We start from the raw sequence: 19,605 nt of genomic DNA, 5'->3' as shown, positions 1-19,605 counted from the left end.
CCAGTCGTTTCCCGCGGCGCCGCAGGACAACGGCGACGCCTTTGTTACACTCTTTCTTTTTCCATTTCCGCCCATCATGCCGCGCAAGATATTGGTTACCAACGCCCTGCCCTACGCTAACGGCGACATTCACCTCGGCCATCTCGTCGGCTACATCCAGGGCGACATCTGGGTGCGCTACCAGCGCATGCGCGGCAACACGGTGCATTACGTCTGCGCGGACGACACGCACGGCACGCCGGTCATGCTGCGCGCCGAGAAGGAAGGCATCACGCCCGAAGCGCTGATCGCCCGCGTGCACGGCGAACATCTGCGTGACTTCACCGACTTCGGCGTCGCATTCGACAACTACCACAGCACCCACAGCGTCGAAAACCGGGCCTACGCGGAAGACGTCTACACGAAGCTCAAGGCCGCCGAGTTGATCGATACCCGCGCGATCGAGCAGTTCTACGATCCGGTCAAGGAGATGTTCCTGCCGGACCGCTTCATCAAGGGCGAATGCCCGAAGTGCGGCGCGGCCGACCAGTACGGTGACAACTGCGAGGTCTGCGGCGCGGCCTACGCGCCGACGGAACTCAAGAACCCGCACTCGGCGGTTTCCGGGGCGAAGCCCGTGCTGAAGACGTCGGAACACTATTTCTTCCGCCTGTCGGATCCGCGTGCGGTGGCTTTCCTGCGTGACTGGACGCGCGGCACAAATGCCGCCGGCACCCGCCGCCTGCAGGCCGAAGCGGCGAACAAGATGAAGGAATGGCTCGGCGACGAAACCGTCGGCGAAGGCGGGAACACACTGTCGGACTGGGACATTTCGCGCGACGCTCCGTATTTCGGTTTCGAGATTCCCGGCGCACCCGGAAAGTATTTCTACGTCTGGCTCGACGCCCCGATCGGCTACCTCGCGAGCTTCCGCAACCTTGCCGAACGGCGGGGCGACATCGCCGTCGACGACTTCACCGACGCCGTCCGCGCCGAAACGGCCGGCACCGAGATGGTGCACTTCATCGGCAAGGACATCCTCTACTTCCACGCCCTCTTCTGGCCGGCGATGCTCCGGTTCGCCGGCTACCGCACGCCCACACAGTTGTGCGTCAATGGCTTCCTGACGGTCGACGGCGCGAAGATGAGCAAGAGCCGCGGCACGTTCATCACGGCGCGCTCCTACGTCTCGCAGGGCCTCAATCCGGAATGGCTGCGTTATTACTTCGCGACCAAGTCGAACGGCACGATGGAAGACGTCGATCTCAGCCTCGACGACATGGTCGCAAAAGTGAATTCGGACCTCGTCGGCAAGTACGTCAACATCGCCAGCCGCTGCGCGGGCTTCATCGCCAAGCGCTTCGACGGCAAGCTCGGCGCGAGCGACCTCACTGATGCGCGGGACGCGGCTTACCTCATGGGGTGGAGATCGGACGATATCGCAGAAGCATACGAACAGAGGGATTACGGCCGTGCGCTGCGCGAAATCATGCGGCTCGCCGATCTTGCAAATGGCTATGTCAACGACAACAAACCTTGGGAACTGGCAAAGCAGGAGGGAGAAGATCAGTTGAAGCGGCTTCACATAGTCTGCTCCACCGCTTTGAGGATGTTCGCCAAGCTCACAGGCCTCCTCAAACCGGTGTTGCCAAAACTCGCAGAAACCGTCGAGGCATTCCTCAATATCTCCCCGATCACTTGGAGCGTGCTCGATAGCTCTCAACCTTTGTTGCCCGCAGGCCACACCATCAACCCCTATGCGCACCTGATGACGCGCGTCGAGCGCAAGCAGATCGACGCCCTGCTCGACGCGAACCGCGAATCGCTCGCGCCGGCAGCCCCGGCCGCAAAAGTCGCCTCGTCGCAGCAACGCCACGCGGAAAAGCAGCAACACGAAGCCCAGTCCGCGGAGACGGCGATGCCGCACATCTCGATCGACGATTTCACGAAGGTGGATCTGCGCATCGCCCGCATCGTCGGCGCGGAACACGTCGAAGGCGCCGACAAGCTGATCCGCCTGCAGCTCGACATCGGCGAGACTGAAAATGGCCAGGCGAAGCCGCGCCAGGTGTTTGCCGGCATCAAGTCGGCGTACGACCCGGCGGCGCTCGTCGGGCGACTCACGGTGATGGTCGCCAACCTTGCCCCGCGCAAGATGAAGTTCGGCGTCAGCGAGGGCATGGTGCTCGCCGCCTCCGACGCGGACGACAAGGGCGCAGGGATCTACATCCTGTCGCCGGACACGGGCGCCGCCCCCGGCATGCGGGTGAAATGATTACAGCATAGACCGGACATGCCCCTGACTCCCTCGAAACGCTGGTTCGTGCAGCATCGAACCGGCCCCGGGCCGCTGCAGCGTTGCAGCACCCGGGGTAGGCAACACAGCGAGGAATTCAGGAGGCTTCATGATCAAGTTTCGCCCGAAACTGCTTGACACCCTGCCCAGCTACGGCCGGGCAACATTCATCAACGACTTTTCCGCCGGCGTCACCGTCGGCGTGCTCGCGCTGCCGCTGGCGATGGCATTCGCGATCGCCAGCGGCATGAGTCCGACCGCCGGCGTGTGGACGGCGATTGTCGCCGGCTTCCTGATCTCCGCCCTCGGCGGCTCGAAAGTGCAGATCGGCGGCCCGACCGGCGCCTTCATCCCGATCATCTACGCAATCGTCGCCGACTTCGGCGTGCAGAACCTGCTGATCGCCACGATGATGTCGGGCGTGATGCTGCTCGGCATGGGTGCCTTCAGGCTCGGCAGCATGATCCGCTTCATCCCGGTGTCAGTGGTCATCGGATTCACAAACGGCATCGCCGTGGTGATCTTCATTTCGCAGATCAAGGACTTCCTCGGGCTCGACATCGAGAAGATGCCGGGAGAGTTCTTCGGCAAGATGGAAACCTTGCTGGCGGCGATGCACACGATCGATTTCCCGACCGTGGCCACATCGATCGCGTCGCTCGCGGTGCTGATCGCGTGGAACCGCACGGCGACGCGGATAGCATGGATGCGCCGCCTGCCCGGACCGCTCGCAGTGCTGCTGATCGCCACGGCGGTCAATGCGCTGATCCACTTGCCGATCGACACCATCGGCAGCCGCTTCGGCGGCATTCCCCAGGAGCTGCCGGACATCGGCCTGCCTGCGCTGTCGCTCGGCACGCTTGGCAAGCTGATCGTGCCGGCCCTGACGATCGCGCTGCTCGGGGCGATCGAATCGCTGCTCTCGGCACGCGTCGCCGACAACCTGATCGACGACCGTCACGATCCCAACCAGGAACTCATCGCGCAGGGCGTCGCGAATGTCGTCGCGCCACTGTTCGGTGGCTTCGCGGCCACCGGCGCGATTGCCCGCACCGCGACCAACGTGCGCTCGGGCGGGCATACGCCGGTCGCCGGGATGGTCCACGCGTTGGTGCTGCTTGCCGTCGTGCTCGCGCTGGCGCCGCTCGCGAGCCACATCCCGCTCGCCGCGCTGTCGGCGATCGTCGTCGTGGTGTCGGTCAACATGGGCGAATGGCACGCCTTCGCCTGGAAGGAGCTGGCGCGCTATTCGAACCAATACCGCATGATCCTGCTCGGCACTTTCTTCGTCACGGTAGTGTTCGATCTCACGCTCGCTGTGGAACTCGGCATGTTGCTCGCGAGTCTGTTTTTTATTTACCGGATGTCGGACCTCACCCGCATCGAACGGGTCCCGCTTGAAGACTATTACGGCGTCGAAGCCCTGTCGCGGAGCGATGGCACGCCGCGGATCCTCGCCTACCGGGTATTCGGCAGTCTGTTCTTCGGCGCCGCGAACAAACTCGAAGACCTGCTGTTGATGCAGGATGGCCATCCGGACGTCGTGATCCTCGACCTCGAAAAGGTGATCAACATCGACACCACCGGCCTCGACGCGCTCCAGACCCTGCATCGGACGCTGCAGAAACGCGGCGCGCAGCTGGTCCTGTGCGACCTGAACAACCAGCCGGCATCGCTCGTGTTCCGTTCGGGATTCCAGGCGAGCCTCGGCGACGACAACATCGCAGCCAACATGACTGAAGCGTTGATCCGTGCCCAGCGGTTGCGCGGGCATGACCCGGAGCTGTCGTATGCCTGACGCGCCCGTTTCACGTCATCTGATGATCCGCGGTCGCGTGCAGGGCGTGTGCTACCGCGCGAGCGCACAGGCCGAAGGGTCGCGCCTCGGGCTGCGGGGGTGGGTGCGCAACCGGCCGGATGGCTCGGTCGAGGCGCTGGTCGCTGGTCCCGAGACCGCAGTCGAACATTTCATCGCATGGGCACGGCGGGGCCCACCCGCCGCCCACGTGCAGGATGTCGTCGTTGCCGCGGCGGAGTGGCCGGAACCCGGGGCGTTTTCGGTCCGTCCCACGGCATAGTGGCGCGACCGGATTCCCACGACCGATGCAGAACGAAGCCTCTCGATAGAGAGGCGCTATCAACCCACCATTGCAATTGCAATTTGACGCCCCGGATAGCGTGGCCCAAGATGCATACACCCCGTTCAAACCAAAGAGGAGAGATCAACCATGGCAGTCCTCGTAGGCAAGCAAGCCCCCGATTTCACCGCGACGGCGGTGCTCGGCAACAATGAAATCAAGGACATCACCTTCTCGCAATTCACGAAGGGCAAGTACGCGGTCCTGTTCTTCTACCCGCTCGATTTCACTTTCGTCTGCCCGTCCGAGCTGATTGCGTTCAATCACCGCCTGGATGAATTCAAGAAGCGCGGCGTCGAAGTGCTGGGCGTGTCGATCGACAGCCAGTTCACGCACCTCGCCTGGAAGAACACACCGGTGAACAGCGGCGGTATCGGACAGGTGCAATATCCGATGGTGGCCGACATCAAGCACGAGATCTGCCGCGCGTACGACGTCGAATCCGAAGGCGGCGTCGCGTTCCGCGGCTCCTTCCTGATCGACAAGGCCGGCGTCGTGCGTCACCAGGTCGTCAATGACCTGCCGCTGGGCCGCAACATCGACGAGATGCTGCGCATGGTCGACGCGCTGCAATTTACTGAAGAGCACGGCGAGGTCTGCCCGGCTGGCTGGAACAAGGGCAAGGCCGGCATGAAGGCCGACCCCAGCGGCGTTGCGGACTACCTCGCGCAGCACGCCGAAGCGCTCTGATCCGGCTTGCAGGATAAAAACGGCCGCGTCCCGGAAAGGGCCGCGGCCGTTTTTGCTTCCGGGGGTGACGAAGCTCAGTTCGGATAGATCACTTCGACCGCGTCCGCCGGCAGCCACTGGCGCAGGCCGTCGAGCAGCGCGTCGTCAAGACGCACGCGCCAGCCCTCGCCGAAAGGCAGGTCCGCTTCGGCCACCTCGTTGCGGTAACGCAGCCGGACCGGGCAGCCTCCTTCGCGGAACGGCGCCAGCAGGCTTTGCAGACGCTCGGCCGCGGCGCTCGCACCGCCCGCAGCCTTCACTTCACCGTTGACCGTCAGCTGCAGCGCGCGGGCAAACCGGGAGCGCGCTTCGCCGAGCGTCATCAGCTTGTCGGCGACGATGCGCAGCCCGCCGGTAAAGTCGTCGTTGCTCACCTTGCCTTCGACCACCAGCACTTCGTCCGTGACGATCTTGCTGCGCTGCGAGTCGAACAGTTCCGAGAACACCGACACTTCGCGCACCTGGCTGCCGTCGTCGAGCACGACGAAAGCCATCTTGCCGCGGCCGGTCATCTTCGTGCGCACGTCCATGACGACGCCGGCGAGCATCAGCAGATCCCGCGAAGGTTCGAGCTCGGCGAGCGGCCGACGGACAAAGCGGCGCACCTCCTTGCGGAAACTGTTGAACGGATGGCCGGAGAGGAAGAAGCCGATCGCGAGCTTCTCTTCCTTGAGCCGCTCGCGTTCCGTCCACGGGCGCGCGCGGACGTACTCCGGCGGTGCCCCGGCCGCTTCCGGGATCAGGTCGAAAAGCCCCCCTTGCAGCGCATTCGCCGCCGCCTGCTCGGCCGCCTCCATCGCCAGGCTCACGGTCGCGAGCAGGCGCGCGCGGTCGGCGCTGCCGCTCGGCTCGATGAGGTCGAACGCGCCGGCACGGATCAGCGCCTCGATGACGCGACGGTTGACCGCGCGCCGATCGACCCGCGCGCAGAAATCGAACAGGTCGCGGAACGGTCCGCCGGCCTCCCGTGCCGCGAGGATCGCGCGAACCGCAGGCTCCCCCGCCCCTTTCACGGCGCCGAGGCCGTAGCGGATCGTCTTGCGGTCGGTCGGCACGAAGCGGAAGTCGGAGGCGTTGACGTCCGGCGGCAGGATCGTCACGCCGTTCGCGACGGCATCCTCGAAGAAGATCCTGATCGTGTCGGTGTTGTCGAGATCAGCCGACATCGTGGCCGCCATGAAGGCCGCGCAATGGTGCGCCTTCAGCCACGCGGTGTGATATGTGACGACCGCGTAGGCCGCGGTGTGCGACTTATTGAAGCCGTACTCCGCGAACTTCGTCATCAGGTCGAAGAGCTGCTCGGCAAGCGCCGGGTCGTAGCCCTTCTGCTTCGCACCGGCGGCGATCGTCTCGCGGTGCAGCGCCATTTCCTCGGCCTTCTTCTTGCCCATCGCGCGGCGCAGCATGTCGGCGCCGCCGAGCGTGTAGCCGCCGATGATCTGCGAGATCTGCATCACCTGTTCCTGATACACGATCACGCCATACGTCGGCTCGAGGCAGGGCTTCAGATCCGGATGGAAGTAGTCGATCTCCTGCTGGCCTTTCTTGCGCAGGATGAAGTCATCGACCATCCCCGAGCCCAGCGGCCCCGGGCGGTACAGCGCGAGCACCGCGATGATGTCCTCGAAGCGGTCAGGGGCGAGCTTTTTCAGCAGCTTCTTCATGCCCTCCGATTCCACCTGGAAGATCGCGGTGGTGTTCGCGTCCTTGAGGATCTGGTAGGCGGCCGGGTCGGTGAACGGCAGCGCGGCGAGATCGGGTTTTTCGCCGGTGAGGCGTTCGACGTACTCGACGGCGAGCTCGATGATCGTGAGGTTGCGCAGGCCGAGGAAATCGAACTTCACGAGGCCCACCGCCTCGACGTCGTCCTTGTCGAACTGCGACACTGGCGTCGCGTCGTCGCCGTCGGCGATGTAGAGCGGGCAGAAGTCGGTGAGTTTGCCCGGCGCGATCAGCACGCCGCCGGCGTGCATGCCGACGTTGCGGCTCAAACCTTCGAGCGGTTCGGCGAGGCTCCACAGCTCCTGTACCGACTCGCCGTCGTTGCCGTCCTTCATCATCTCGCCGATCTGCGACTCCATCTCGTAGGCCTTGGCGAGCGAGACGGGCTTCGCGCCTTCGATCGGAATCAGCTTCGACAGGCGATCGCACAGCCCGTACGGCAGGTCGAGCACGCGACCGACGTCGCGCACGACCGCTTTCGACGCCATCGTGCCGAAGGTCGCGATCTGGCTGACCGCCTCCTTGCCGTAGCGGCTGCGCACGTACTCGATGACGCGGTAGCGGTTGTCCTGGCAGAAGTCGATGTCGAAGTCGGGCATCGACACCCGTTCCGGGTTCAGGAAGCGCTCGAACAGCAGCGCGTACGCGAGCGGGTCGAGGTCGGTGATGCGCAGGCTGTATGCGACGAGCGAACCGGCGCCGGAACCGCGCCCCGGCCCGACCGGCACGCCGTTTTCCTTCGCCCAGTTGATGAAGTCGGCGACGATCAGGAAGTAGCCGGGAAAGCCCATCTGGACGATCGTGTCGGTCTCGAACTTGAGCCGGTCCTCATAGGTCGGGCGCTGGCGCTCGCGCTCCGCCTCATCCGGGTAGAGCTCCGCGAGCCGCACTTCGAGCCCGGCCTTCGCTTCGGCCACGAGGAAGTCGTCGAGCGTCATGCCTTCCGGCGTCGGGAACTGCGGCAGGAAGTTCTTGCCGAGCTGCACCGTCAGCGAACATCGCCGGGCGATTTCGACGGAATTTTCGAGCGCCTCCGGGATGTCGGCGAACAACCCGCACATCTCGTCCTGGCTCTTGAAGTACTGCTCCTCGGTGAAGTCGCGCGGCCGGCGCTTGTCGGCAAGCACGTAGCCCTGCGCGATGCACACGCGCGCCTCGTGCGCCTTGAAGTCCTCGGGCTTGAGGAACTGCACGGGGTGTGTCGCGACGACCGGCAGCCCCAGCTTGCCCGCCAGCTGCACGGCCTGGCGGATATAAGCTTCGGTGCCGGGATGGCCGGCGCGCTGCAGCTCGATGTAGAACGCGTCGGGAAACAGCTGCATCCACTCGGCTGCGAGTCGCTCCGCGACGTCCGGATTGCCATTCACCAGCGCCTGGCCGATGTCCCCGCCCATCGCGCCCGACAGGCAGAGCAGATCCGACGCGGCGCCGTCGGCGAACCACTGCCGGCGCATCTCGGCGCGGCTGCGGTACTTGTTGTCGAGATAGGCACGCGTCAGCAACTCGCACAACTGCCCGTAACCCTTGCGGTTCCTGCAGATCAGCAGGGCGCGGAAGGGTTTGTCGCGGTCCGCGTCGTTGGTGATCCAGGTGTCGACGCCGACGACCGGCTTCATGCCCTTGCCGCGGGCGCCCTTGTAGAACTTGACCATGCCGAAGAGGTTGGCCAGGTCGGAAATGCCGAGGGCCGGCATGGCATCGGCGGCGGCGCGGGCGATCGCCTGGTCGATCTGGACGATGCCGTCGGAGATCGAATATTCGGAGTGCAGCCGCAGATGGATGAAACGGGGTTCGTGTGGGGCAGTCATGGGCGGAATTTTACCCGATGCCCCGCCACCTCACGTGATCGCTCAACGCTGCCGTGCGGCTTCGCGGGCCTGTGCCAGCGACTGCTTGCGCGCGTGGTCGGCCTCGAGAATCGCCTGCTGCTGCCCGGGTGGCAACGGAGCGCCGAGTTCCGCTTCGAGCGCGGAGATGAGTCGCGAGGCCGTCGACGTGATGCGGCGTTCGTCGGGCATCGCCCTGCGCACCTGTGCCGGGGTGGCGCCGGTGATTCGCACGACTTCGCTGACGAAGTGGTCCTCGATGCGCCGGCTGGTCGCCGCGAGGAACGCCGTCGCGGCCGGGCTCATCGCGCTCTGGCCCGCCGGTTGCGCCAGCGCCTGCGGCACGAGCGGCGCGGCCGGAAAGACCAGTATCAGGAACAGCGCCAGCAGGCTTCCCGGCGATGCACCTTCGCGGCGCGCACTCACGGCAGCAGGATCGACGAACCGGTAGTGCGGCGGGCCTCGAGCTCACGGTGCGCCTGCGAAGCGTCCTTCAGCGCAAAACGCTGGTTGACCTCGATCCGCACCTTGCCCGAGGTGACGACATCGAAGAGATCGGCCGCCATCGCGAGCAGATCCGGCCGCTTGGCCGAATAGGTAAACAGAGTCGGGCGCGTGATGAACAGCGACCCCATCTTCGCGAGCAGGCCGAGATCGAACGGCGGCACCGGCCCCGAAGCGGCACCGAACAGCACCATCATGCCGAGCGGCCGCAGGCAGTCCAGCGACTCCATGAAAGTATCCTTGCCGATCGAGTCATAGACGACTGGCAAGCCCTCTCCGCCGGTGATCTCCCTGACCCGCTCGGCGAAATTCTCGCGCGTATAGACGATCGGATGGTCGCAACCGTGGGCACGGGCGAGTTCAGCCTTCTCGTCCGAACCCACGGTTCCGATGACGGTCGCGCCGAGCGCCTTCGCCCACTGGCACACGATCAGCCCGACCCCGCCCGCGGCGGCGTGGATGAGGATCGTGTCGCCAGGCTGCACGTGATAGGTGCGACGCAGCAGATACTGCGCAGTCAGCCCCTGCAGCAGCATCGCCGCGCCCTGCTCGAACGAGACCGGGTCGGGAAGCTTCACGAGCCGGTCGGCGGGCATGTTGCGCAGTTCCGCATAGGCGCCGAGCGGGCCTCCGGCATAGGCGACACGGTCGCCCGGTGCGAGATCGTCCACCCCCTCGCCGACCGCCTCCACGACCCCGGCAGCCTCGAGACCGATGCCGGACGGCAACGGCGCCGGATACAGCCCGGTGCGATGGTACGTGTCGATGTAGTTGAGCCCGACGGCATGCTGCCGCACGCGCGCCTCGCCCTGCGCGGGCGACGGAACATCGATGGCCTCCCATTGCAGGACCTCGGGGCCGCCGACCTGGTGAAAGCGAATCGCCTGCGGCATCTGTCTCTCCTCGTTCCGATGTTTGCCAGCGGGATTGTAATCGCTGTCAGCGCCGGAAGAGCCAGATCAGCAGGCTGACGACGGCCGAGACCAGCAGGCCGGAGGTGATCGGGAAATAGAAATCGAAGCCGTCGCGCTGGATATGGATGTCGCCGGGCAGACGCCCGAGCGGCAGCTTCGCGAGCCACGGCCATACAAGACCGGCCCCGATCAGAACGACGCCGAAGATGATCAGTAGGCGCTGCACGGTCAGCCTCGTCGAATTCAGCGAGACCGCCCGCGCGCCGGCGAACCCGCAGACACGGGTGCGCCGGCGCGTCCCGGGGGCGTCAGACTGCGGTGCCCGCCTGCATGCGCTGCTCGAAAGCGTCGACCACCGACACGGCGGTGATGTTCACGAGCCGGCGCACGGTCGCCGACGGCGTCAGGATATGCACCGGCAACGCCGCGCCAAGCAGCATCGGACCGACCGAAACACCGTCGCCGTTCGCGATCTTCATCAGGTTGAACGAGATGTTCGCCGCGTCGAGGTTCGGCATCACGACGAGGTTGGCTTCGCCGGTGAGCATGGAGTCCGGGTTCGACTTCTTGCGGATATCCGGCGACAGCGCCGAATCGCCGTGCATCTCGCCGTCGCATTCGAGACCCGGAGCGATGCGGCGGAGGATCTCGGACGCCTCGCGCATCTTGCGCGCGGAGGTCGAACGCGAGCTGCCGAAGTTCGAATGCGACAGCAGCGCGACGCGCGGCTCGACGCCGAAACGGCGCAGCTCTTCGGCGGCCATCCGGGCGATTTCAGCGACTTCCTCGGCGCTCGGATTCTCGTTCACGTACGGATCGGTGATCGCGAGCATGCGCTTGGGCAGCAGCAGCAGGCTCATCGCCGCGAACAGTTTCGAGCCCTTCTTCAACCCGATGACGTCCTCGACGGTCTTGAAGTGGTAGTCGTAAGAGCCGAAGGTACCGCACACCAGCGCGTCGGCGTCGCCGCGCCGCAGCACCATGCAGCCGATCAGCGTCGTGTCGCGGCGCATCTTCGCCTTCGCCAGCTCGGGGGTCACGCCGTCGCGGCACATCATGCGGTGGTATTCCTGCCACAGCTCGCGATAACGCGGGTCGGACTCGGGATTGATGATGTCGAAGTCGCGCCCGGGCACGAGGTTCAGGCCGATCTTCTGGATGCGCATCTCGATCACGCTCGGCCTGCCGATCAGGATCGGCCGCGCGAGTTCCTCGTCGATGACGACGCGGGCGGCATGCAGCACGCGTTCGTCCTCGCCTTCGGCGTACAGCACGCGCTTGAATTCGGCCGGGATCCGCTTCGCCGCGGAGAACACCGGTTTCATGACGATGCCCGACTGATAGACGAAATCCGACAGGCTCGCCGCATAGGCTGCGAGATCCTCGATCGGCCTCGTCGCGACGCCCGACTCCATCGCCGCCTTTGCGACCGCGGGGGCGATCTTGACGATCAGGCGCGGGTCGAACGGACTGGGAATGATGTAATCCGGGCCGAAATGCAGGTCGGCGTTGCCGTAGGCCGCGGCGACGATGTCACTTTGCTCGGCGCGGGCGAGTTCCGCGATCGCCTTCACGCACGCGAGCTTCATTGCCTCGGTGATCTTCGTCGCGCCGGCGTCGAGCGCGCCGCGGAAGATGAACGGAAAGCACAGCACGTTGTTGACCTGGTTCGGATAATCGGACCGGCCGGTGGCGATGATGCAGTCCGGACGCGCTTCCTTCGCCACTTCGGGCAGGATTTCCGGATTCGGGTTCGCGAGCGCGAAGATCAGCGGCTTGTCCGCCATCCGTTTGACCATCTCGGGCTTCAGCACGCCCGCGGTCGACAGGCCGAGGAACACGTCGGCGCCGTCGATGACCTCGCCAAGCGTCGTCGCGTCGGTACTCTGCGCGTAGCGGGCCTTGTTCGGTTCCATGTTCTCGTCACGGCCGACGCGGATCACGCCTTTGGAGTCGCAGACGAACACGTTCTCGCGCTTCACCCCGAGCCCGACCATCAGGTCGAGGCACGCGATCGCCGCGGCGCCCGCGCCCGAGCACACCAGCTTCACTTCGCCGATGTCCTTGCCGACGATCTTGAGACCGTTGATCAGCCCTGCCGACGAAATGATCGCGGTGCCGTGCTGGTCGTCATGAAAGACCGGAATGTTCATCCGCTCGCGCAGTTTCTGCTCGATGTAGAAACACTCGGGCGCCTTGATGTCCTCGAGGTTGACGCCGCCGAGTGTCGGCTCGAGGGAGGCGATGATCTCGATCAGCTTGTCCGGGTCCCGCTCGGCGAGTTCGATGTCGAACACGTCGATGTTCGCGAATTTCTTGAACAGGCAGCCCTTGCCTTCCATGACCGGTTTCGAGGCGAGCGGGCCGATGTTGCCCAGGCCGAGCACCGCGGTGCCGTTCGTGACGACGGCGACGAGATTGCCGCGCGACGTCAGTTCGCGCGCCTGTCCCGGGTCCGCGACGATCGCGTCGCACGCCGCGGCCACGCCCGGCGAGTAGGCGAGCGCGAGGTCGCGCTGGTTCGTCAGACTCTTGGTGGGAACAACCGAAATTTTCCCGTGGGTCGGCGAACGATGATAATCCAGTGCCGCGGTGATGAAATCCTGATCCATTGCGCTCCCTCTCGTGCTAAGTGGGTTGTCTTTGTTCATGAATGTGCGGGAAAAAACTCTGCGCTCGCACCGGCGCCTCGCCAACCAATGAGGAATGTCCGCAGCGATGTGGCTTGTTCTGATCGAATGGCCGGCATTGAACCGGGCATCGCAGCGGATCGGGCTCGGCGGCCCGCATGACGGCGGCTTCATGCGACAGCCGCTGACGCCACCTTTGACGAGGTGAAAGTTTAGCGCAGCCGCCCAGCCTTGGGCAGAGGGATGTCAGGGTAAGCCGGCATGGCGGCGCGCGCCATCTTCTGTCCCTGCGCGGCGTCGGCGCACATCGGCACTGCCCGTGGACATTTTTTGGCACAATCGCGTGGCAGCCCAACCAGGAAAGCCAAGATGCGACGCGTAGTGTTCAATCAGAAAGGCGGAGTCGGCAAGTCGACCATTACCTGCAACCTCGCGGCGATCAGCGCCCACCGGGGCAGGCGAACGCTGGTCGTCGACCTCGACCCGCAGGGCAACTCGACCCAATATCTGCTCGGCCGGTCGGGCGGGGAGTTCGACACGACGCTGGCGAATTTCTTCGACCAGACGCTCAACTTCAAGCTGAACCCGAAGAAGACGGCCGAGTTCGTCGTCGCGAGCCCCTTCGAGGGGCTCGACGTGATGCCCTCGCACCCGGGACTCGAAGACCTGCAGAGCAAGCTCGAGTCGCGCTACAAGATCTACAAGCTGCGCGATGCGCTCGAGGAGCTGGCCGGCCGCTACGACTGCATCTACATCGACACGCCGCCGGCGCTCAATTTCTATACCCGCTCGGCGCTGATCGCCGCGCACGGCTGCCTGATCCCGTTCGACTGCGACGAGTTTTCCCGCCGCGCGCTGTACTCGCTGCTGGAAAACGTGCAGGAAATCCGCAGCGACCACAATCGCGACCTGCAGGTCGAAGGGATCGTCGTCAACCAGTTCCAGGCACGCGCCGCACTGCCGCAGAAAGTCGTGCAGGAACTGATCGACGAAGGCCTGCCGGTGCTGACGCCCTATTTGTCCGCCTCGGTAAAGATCAAGGAATCCCATGAGCAATCGCGGCCGATGATCCATCTCGACGCGAAGCACAAGCTCGCGCAAGAGTACGTCGCGCTGCACGACTCGCTGGCGCGGAAATACGGCGCCTGACGACGGGCGTCGGCCAGCCGGTAGCGCGCGCGGCCGAAGTCAGGCGGGATCGAGCTTCGCAACCGCGAGCATCAGCCACTTGATGCCGGCGGCGCCGAAGTTGATCTGGACCCGGGCATCCGAGCCGCTGCCCTCAGCGGAGATGATCACGCCCTGGCCGAACTTGGCATGGGTGACCAGCTGACCGACACGCAAGCCGCCCAGATCGCGGCTGCGCGAAACCGGTTGTTCCGACGCCTTCGCCACCACGCCGCCGCGCGACGGCTGATAGTAGCCGCCGAACCCGCTGCGCACCGCGCTCGTACGCGGATTCGGCGGTGACAGCCACTTTGTGAGTCCCTCGGGAATTTCCTCGAGAAAGCGCGAACGCAGGTTGTAGCGCGTCTGCCCGTGCAGCATACGGCTCTGCGCGAACGACAGGTAAAGCCGCTGGCGCGCCCGCGTCACCGCGACGTACATCAACCGGCGCTCCTCCTCCAGTCCTTCCGTCTCCAGAATGCTGTTCTCGTGCGGAAACAGCCCTTCCTCGAGGCCCGAAAGGAAAACCGCGTCGAACTCCAGCCCTTTCGACGAATGCACCGTCATCAACTGCACCGCGTCGCTGCCGGCCTCGGCCTGGTGCTCGCCGGCCTCGAGCGACGCGTGCGCGAGAAAATCGGCGAGCAGCGTGTGCGCCATGTCCTGCGCATCGGCCTGCACGCTTGCTTCGGCCACGAAGTTCGCCGCCGCATTGATCAGTTCGTCGAGGTTTTCGAGCCGCTCCTGGCCTTCTTTCTCGTTGCGGAAATGGTTGCGCAAGCCCGACGCGTCGAGCACGTGGTCGACGAGCTCCGGCAGCGGCAGCTTCGCGGTGTCGCGCCGCAGGTCTTCGACCAGTCGCACGAACTGGGCCAGCACCGTGCCCGGCTTCCCCGCCAGATGCGGCACCGCCGCGTACAGGCTGCTGTTCCAGGTGCGCGCCGCGTCCTGCAGTGCCTCGACCGAACGGGCGCCGATGCCGCGCGTCGGAAAATTGACGACGCGGCTGAACGCGGTGTCGTCGTCCGGGTTCGCGATCAGGCGCAGGTAGGCGAGCGCATGCTTGATTTCCTGCCGCTCGAAGAAACGCAGGCCGCCATAGACACGATACGAGATGCCGCTGGAAAAGAGCTGGTGCTCCAGGACGCGCGACTGCGCGTTCGAGCGATACAGCAGCGCGATGCCGGAACGGCTCATGCCGTCGCGCACCAGCGACTGGATTTCGTCGACGATCCAGCGCGCCTCGTCCAGATCGGCGCAGGCCTCGAACACGCGGATCGGCTCGCCGGCGCCGCGTTCGGTCCACAGATTCTTGCCGAGACGGCCGGCGTTATGGCGGATGATCGCGTTCGCGGCATCCAGGATGTTGCCGTGCGAACGGTAATTCTGCTCGAGGCGAATGACGCTGGCGACGTGGAACTCGCGCTCGAAATCGCGCATGTTGCCGACGTCGGCGCCACGAAAACGGTAGATCGACTGGTCATCGTCGCCGACGCAGAACAGCTTCGCCGCTCCGTCGCGACCGTGGTCGGCAAGCAGCTTCAGCCAGCGGTACTGGAGCTGGTTCGTGTCCTGGAATTCGTCGACCAGGATGTGGCGGAAACGGTGCTGGTAATGCTTGCGGATCGGTTCATTGCGCTCCAGCAGTTCGTAAGTGCGCAGCAGCAGCTCGGCAAAATCCACGACCGACTCGCGCTGGCACTGCGACTCGTACTCGATGTAAAGCTCGACCCGGCGGCGGGTGTAATCGTCCCAGGCTTCGACGGCGTGCGGACGCAGCCCGGCTTCCTTCTGGCCATTGATGAAATGCTGCAGTTCGCGCGGCGGGAATTTCTCGTCGTCGACGTTCAGCGCCTTCAGGAGCCGCTTGATCGCGGCAAGCTGGTCGCCCGAATCGAGGATCTGGAACAGCTGTGGCAGGCCGGCGTCGCGGTGATGCGCGCGCAACAGGCGGTTGCAGAGTCCGTGGAACGTACCGATCCACATGCCGCGCGCCGACCGGTTGAAGCTCAGCGGCAGCATCGCGGACAGGCGTGCGAGCAGTTCCTTTGCCGCCTTGTTCGTAAAGGTGACGGCCAGCACACCTTGCGGATCGACCTGCCCGGTCTGCACGAGCCACGCGATGCGCGTCGTCAGGACGCGGGTCTTGCCGGAACCGGCGCCGGCCAGGATCAGCGCGTGTTGCGGCGGCAAGGTAACGGCCTGGAGTTGTTCGGGATTGAGGTTGGCGAGCAGGTCGGACATTCGGTTTTCTCTTGGGGCACAGCCAATTTTAACCGGGACGCGGGGAAACTCCGGCATCGCTCGCGATCGGAATCGCGACAACGTAAAAAGAGGCACTGTTGCATCGGCACAACAAAGATGTTGATTTACCCCGGGCGATCCTTTAATTTGAAATTGTGCAACGCAGCATCTGTTTGCGCTTTATCAAGGAATCCCCCGCTTGAGCGGCGCAGAATTCGTGAAAATTTCATATGCTGCAGCGCATTAACAGCGCCTCGAACGGTGGACTTACGAGGTCTACCCCGGCGCACAAGGCCGACAAGGTCACTGGAGAACGAATCATGAAGACACCCAAGCTATTGCCCTGGTATGCGCGCAAAGCCGGCATCCCGATCGAACGGGCCACCACCCTGTGGCATGAAGCGGTGCGCGAGGCCACCGCGGCGACTGGGTGGGTCGGCAATGCCGAGTATTGGGGCGAGGCGATCAATGCCTTCCTCCGCCTGCTCGAAGAAGAAAAGGAGCACTTCTGCGCGCCGTGCGTCACCCCGTTCGTCCGCAGCCAGAATCGTCTCTGGCGTCTGCCGCTCACCGCGATGGAAGACGTCGTGTCGGCTGTCTCGGCCAGCTGGCAACGTTATTCGGCCCTCGCGCGCAAGGCTGCATAAGCGCCCCGATCCGGTCCGGACGGCGGCACAACACCACGACGCGTCCCGCCCGCCCCGTCGAAAGGCTCGGGGCACCCGCGTTCCGAAAGCTTTTCCTGCAGGATTTCCCGCAATCCGGCAGGCAACCCGGGCAGTGCTGGCTTCGCGATATACTTGCGCGTTTTCCACGCCCCTACGCCAGCCCCCGATGCAGGACAAATACACTCCCGCCGCAGTCGAAGCCGCCGCCCAGCAGCACTGGGAAAGCACCCAGGCATTCAAAGTCGCCGAGGACGCCGGCAAGCCCAAGTATTACTGTCTGAGCATGTTCCCGTACCCGTCGGGGAAGCTGCACATGGGTCATGTGCGCAACTACACGATCGGCGACGTGCTCGCGCGCTACCACCGCATGCGCGGCTTCAACGTGCTGCAGCCGATGGGCTGGGACGCGTTCGGTATGCCGGCCGAAAATGCCGCGATCCAGAACAACGTGCCGCCCGCGAAGTGGACCTACGCCAACATCGACTACATGAAGACGCAGCTCAAGCGTCTCGGTTTTGCCATCGACTGGTCGCGCGAGCTCGCCACCTGCAAGCCGGATTACTACCGCTGGGAACAGTGGCTGTTCACCCGCCTGTACCAGAAGGGGCTGATCTACAAGAAGCTCGGCACGGTGAACTGGGACCCCGTCGACGAGACGGTGCTCGCGAACGAGCAGGTCATCGACGGCCGCGGCTGGCGCAGCGGCGCGCTCATCGAGAAGCGCGAAATCCCGATGTACTACATGAAGATCACCGCCTACGCGGATGAGCTTCTCGAAGCGCTCGACGCCCTGCCGGGCTGGCCGGAGCAGGTCAAGCTGATGCAGAAGAACTGGATCGGCCGCTCCGCAGGCGTCGAGGTGCATTTCCCGTACGAGGTGTCGACGATCGGCTCTTCCGGGGCGCTCAAGGTGTTCACGACCCGCGCCGACACGCTGATGGGCGCGACCTACGTCGCCGTCGCCGCCGAACACCCGCTGGCACTCCAGGCCGCGGCGAACGACGCGGAACTCGCGGCCTTCATCGACGAATGCCGGCACGGCGGCGTCGCCGAGGCCGATCTGGCGACGATGGAAAAGAAGGGCATGCCGACGGGCCTGCGCGTCGTGCACCCGCTCACCGGCGAGCATCTGCCGGTGTGGATCGCGAACTACGTGCTGATGGGCTATGGCGAAGGCGCGGTGATGGCAGTGCCAGCGCACGACGAGCGCGATTTCGCGTTCGCGACGAAATACCGGCTGCCAATCCGGATGGTCGTGAGGTCGACGCGCGATGCCTACACCGATACGCTCGCGCCGTGGCAGGACGCCTACGCCGAGCAGGGCCGGCTGGTCAATTCGGGCAAATACGACGGTCTGCATTTCCAGGATGCCGTCGATGCGATCGCCGCCGACCTCGCAGCGAAAGGCCTCGGCGCAAAGCGCACGCAGTACCGCCTGCGCGACTGGGGCATCTCGCGCCAGCGCTACTGGGGCTGCCCGATACCGATGATCCACTGCGCCGATTGCGGCGACGTGCCGGTGCCGAACGAGCAACTACCGGTCGTGCTGCCCGAAGACGTCGCCGTCACCGGTCGCGGTTCGCCGCTCGCGAAAATGCCCGAGTTCTACGAATGCGATTGTCCGAAGTGCGGCAAGCCGGCAAAACGCGAAACCGACACGATGGACACGTTCGTCGAGTCGTCGTGGTACTTCCTGCGCTACGCCTCGGCGGACAACGGGCAGGCGATGGTCGACGAGCGGGTCAATTACTGGGCGCCGGTCGACCAGTACATCGGCGGCATCGAGCACGCGATCCTGCATCTGTTGTATTCGCGCTTCTTCACGCGCGCGATGCGCGACGAAGGGCTCGTGAATGTGTCCGAACCTTTCACGAACCTGCTGACCCAGGGCATGGTCGTCGCCGAAACCTATTACCGCGACGCCGACGGCGGCAAGAAGCAGTGGATCAATCCGGCCGACGTCGAAGTCGAACGTGACGAGAAAGGCCGCATCGTCGCCGCAAAACTCACCGCCGACGGCGCGCCGGTCGTCATCGGCGGCATCGAGAAGATGGCGAAGTCGAAGAACAACGGCGTCGACCCGCAGGCGCTTGTCGATCAATACGGTGCTGACACGGCGCGCCTGTTCATCATCTTCGCCGCGCCGCCGGACCAGCAGCTCGAATGGTCGGACTCCGGCGTCGAAGGCGCGTACCGCTTCCTGCGCCGCGTGTGGAGCTTCGGGCACGCTTTCGTCAGCGAGTTCCGTCCCCGATTGCCGGCGGAGCGCCAGCTCGGCGCTGCCCGGCTGCCGGAAGCGCTCGCCGCAGTGCGTCGCGAGATCCACGCCTGCCTCAGGCAGGCCAACTACGATTTCGGCAAGCACCAGTTCAACACCGTCGTGTCGGCCGCGATGAAAATCCTCAACGCCCTCGAAAAAGCGCCGCGTGATGTCGAGGTCCCCCACGCACAGGTCGCAGAGGAAGGACTCGACATCCTGCTGCGCCTGCTCGCGCCGATCACGCCGCACCTCGCGCACGCGCTGTGGCAGGACTGCGGCTTCGCCGGCGACGTGCTGCACGCTCCCTGGCCCGAGCCTTCCGAAGACGCGCTCAGGCAGGACGAGATCGACCTCGTGCTGCAGGTCAATGGCAAGTTGCGCGGCAGCCTGCGCGTCGCCGCGGGGGCAAGCCATTCCGCCATCGAAGCGCTCGCGCTCGGTTCGGAGGCGGCGCAGAAATTCATGGAAGGCAAGCCGCCGCGCAAAGTCGTCGTCGTGCCCGGCCGCCTCGTCAACATCGTCGTCTGA

Annotated in this window: 13 protein-coding genes; 7 read left to right on the top strand and 6 right to left on the bottom strand. The window is 64.9% G+C overall.

Going from position 1 to position 19,605, the window contains the following annotated elements; all coding sequences use genetic code 11:
• Nucleotides 1-76 precede the first annotated feature (76 nt).
• The 4 genes from metG to pbN1_RS14360 all read left to right on the top strand — a co-directional run bounded on the left by metG (nucleotide 77) and on the right by pbN1_RS14360 (nucleotide 5,103).
• Nucleotides 77-2,254, top strand: a complete 2,178-nt coding sequence (metG, locus tag pbN1_RS14375) for a methionine--tRNA ligase (RefSeq protein WP_169202219.1) — start codon at nucleotides 77-79, stop codon at nucleotides 2,252-2,254.
• Nucleotides 2,255-2,384: 130 nt separating this feature from the next.
• Nucleotides 2,385-4,073: a SulP family inorganic anion transporter gene (locus pbN1_RS14370; RefSeq protein ID WP_169202220.1), complete on the top strand. Its 1,689-nt coding sequence runs from the start codon at nucleotides 2,385-2,387 to the stop codon at nucleotides 4,071-4,073.
• Nucleotides 4,066-4,353 (top strand): acylphosphatase, encoded by a 288-nt coding sequence (locus pbN1_RS14365; protein ID WP_169202221.1) that lies wholly within the window; start codon nucleotides 4,066-4,068, stop codon nucleotides 4,351-4,353. The genes pbN1_RS14370 and pbN1_RS14365 overlap by 8 nt, the downstream gene beginning before the upstream one ends.
• Before the next feature lie 150 nt (nucleotides 4,354-4,503).
• Nucleotides 4,504-5,103 carry a peroxiredoxin gene (locus pbN1_RS14360; RefSeq protein ID WP_169202222.1) on the top strand — a complete coding sequence of 200 codons (600 nt, stop codon included), beginning with the start codon at nucleotides 4,504-4,506 and terminating at the stop codon, nucleotides 5,101-5,103.
• A gap of 74 nt (nucleotides 5,104-5,177) precedes the next feature.
• Here pbN1_RS14360 and dnaE read toward each other — a convergent pair whose 3' ends face one another.
• The 5 genes from dnaE to pbN1_RS14335 form a co-directional block, all read right to left on the bottom strand.
• Nucleotides 5,178-8,672 (bottom strand): DNA polymerase III subunit alpha, encoded by a 3,495-nt coding sequence (gene dnaE, locus pbN1_RS14355; RefSeq protein ID WP_169202223.1) that lies wholly within the window; start codon nucleotides 8,670-8,672, stop codon nucleotides 5,178-5,180.
• Nucleotides 8,673-8,714: 42 nt separating this feature from the next.
• Nucleotides 8,715-9,116, bottom strand: a complete 402-nt coding sequence (locus tag pbN1_RS14350) for a hypothetical protein (protein ID WP_169202224.1) — start codon at nucleotides 9,114-9,116, stop codon at nucleotides 8,715-8,717.
• Nucleotides 9,113-10,087, bottom strand: coding sequence for a quinone oxidoreductase family protein (locus pbN1_RS14345; RefSeq protein WP_169202225.1), 975 nt, complete (start codon nucleotides 10,085-10,087; stop codon nucleotides 9,113-9,115). The genes pbN1_RS14350 and pbN1_RS14345 overlap by 4 nt, the downstream gene beginning before the upstream one ends.
• 46 nt (nucleotides 10,088-10,133) lie before the next feature.
• A complete protein-coding gene (locus pbN1_RS14340) occupies nucleotides 10,134-10,334 on the bottom strand; it encodes a DUF2905 domain-containing protein (RefSeq protein WP_169202226.1) in 201 nt (66 codons plus the stop codon).
• Between the two features lie 82 nt (nucleotides 10,335-10,416).
• The gene (locus tag pbN1_RS14335) at nucleotides 10,417-12,720 is read right to left on the bottom strand and encodes an NADP-dependent malic enzyme (RefSeq protein WP_169202227.1); all 2,304 of its coding nucleotides are present in this window, start codon (nucleotides 12,718-12,720) and stop codon (nucleotides 10,417-10,419) included.
• Nucleotides 12,721-13,107: 387 nt separating this feature from the next.
• Here pbN1_RS14335 and pbN1_RS14330 point away from each other — a divergent pair, with 387 nt between their 5' ends.
• Nucleotides 13,108-13,887: a ParA family protein gene (locus pbN1_RS14330; protein WP_169202228.1), complete on the top strand. Its 780-nt coding sequence runs from the start codon at nucleotides 13,108-13,110 to the stop codon at nucleotides 13,885-13,887.
• Nucleotides 13,888-13,926: 39 nt separating this feature from the next.
• Here pbN1_RS14330 and pbN1_RS14325 read toward each other — a convergent pair whose 3' ends face one another.
• Nucleotides 13,927-16,149, bottom strand: coding sequence for a UvrD-helicase domain-containing protein (locus tag pbN1_RS14325; protein ID WP_169202229.1), 2,223 nt, complete (start codon nucleotides 16,147-16,149; stop codon nucleotides 13,927-13,929).
• 320 nt (nucleotides 16,150-16,469) lie between these two features.
• On the opposite strand from pbN1_RS14325, the gene pbN1_RS14320 reads away from it, so the two are divergent.
• Nucleotides 16,470-16,796, top strand: coding sequence for a hypothetical protein (locus tag pbN1_RS14320; RefSeq protein ID WP_169202230.1), 327 nt, complete (start codon nucleotides 16,470-16,472; stop codon nucleotides 16,794-16,796).
• Nucleotides 16,797-16,983: 187 nt separating this feature from the next.
• The gene (gene leuS / locus pbN1_RS14315) at nucleotides 16,984-19,605 is read left to right on the top strand and encodes a leucine--tRNA ligase (RefSeq protein WP_169202231.1); all 2,622 of its coding nucleotides are present in this window, start codon (nucleotides 16,984-16,986) and stop codon (nucleotides 19,603-19,605) included.

Source organism: Aromatoleum bremense (assembly GCF_017894365.1).
Taxonomy (GTDB): Bacteria; Pseudomonadota; Gammaproteobacteria; order Burkholderiales; family Rhodocyclaceae; genus Aromatoleum; species Aromatoleum bremense.
Note: the sequence above shows the minus strand (reverse complement) of the source record. Positions and strands in the feature narration are given on the sequence as shown.

Excerpts from the sequence above, each read along its gene's own strand:
- metG (WP_169202219.1), top strand. The coding sequence starts at position 77 with ATGCCGCGCAAGATATTGGTTACCAACGCCCTGCCCTACGCTAACGGC.
- pbN1_RS14370 (WP_169202220.1), top strand. The coding sequence starts at position 2,385 with ATGATCAAGTTTCGCCCGAAACTGCTTGACACCCTGCCCAGCTACGGC.
- pbN1_RS14365 (WP_169202221.1), top strand. The coding sequence starts at position 4,066 with ATGCCTGACGCGCCCGTTTCACGTCATCTGATGATCCGCGGTCGCGTG.
- pbN1_RS14360 (WP_169202222.1), top strand. The coding sequence starts at position 4,504 with ATGGCAGTCCTCGTAGGCAAGCAAGCCCCCGATTTCACCGCGACGGCG.
- dnaE (WP_169202223.1), bottom strand. The coding sequence starts at position 8,672 with ATGACTGCCCCACACGAACCCCGTTTCATCCATCTGCGGCTGCACTCC.
- pbN1_RS14345 (WP_169202225.1), bottom strand. The coding sequence starts at position 10,087 with ATGCCGCAGGCGATTCGCTTTCACCAGGTCGGCGGCCCCGAGGTCCTG.
- pbN1_RS14335 (WP_169202227.1), bottom strand. The coding sequence starts at position 12,720 with ATGGATCAGGATTTCATCACCGCGGCACTGGATTATCATCGTTCGCCG.
- pbN1_RS14330 (WP_169202228.1), top strand. The coding sequence starts at position 13,108 with ATGCGACGCGTAGTGTTCAATCAGAAAGGCGGAGTCGGCAAGTCGACC.
- pbN1_RS14325 (WP_169202229.1), bottom strand. The coding sequence starts at position 16,149 with ATGTCCGACCTGCTCGCCAACCTCAATCCCGAACAACTCCAGGCCGTT.
- pbN1_RS14320 (WP_169202230.1), top strand. The coding sequence starts at position 16,470 with ATGAAGACACCCAAGCTATTGCCCTGGTATGCGCGCAAAGCCGGCATC.
- leuS (WP_169202231.1), top strand. The coding sequence starts at position 16,984 with ATGCAGGACAAATACACTCCCGCCGCAGTCGAAGCCGCCGCCCAGCAG.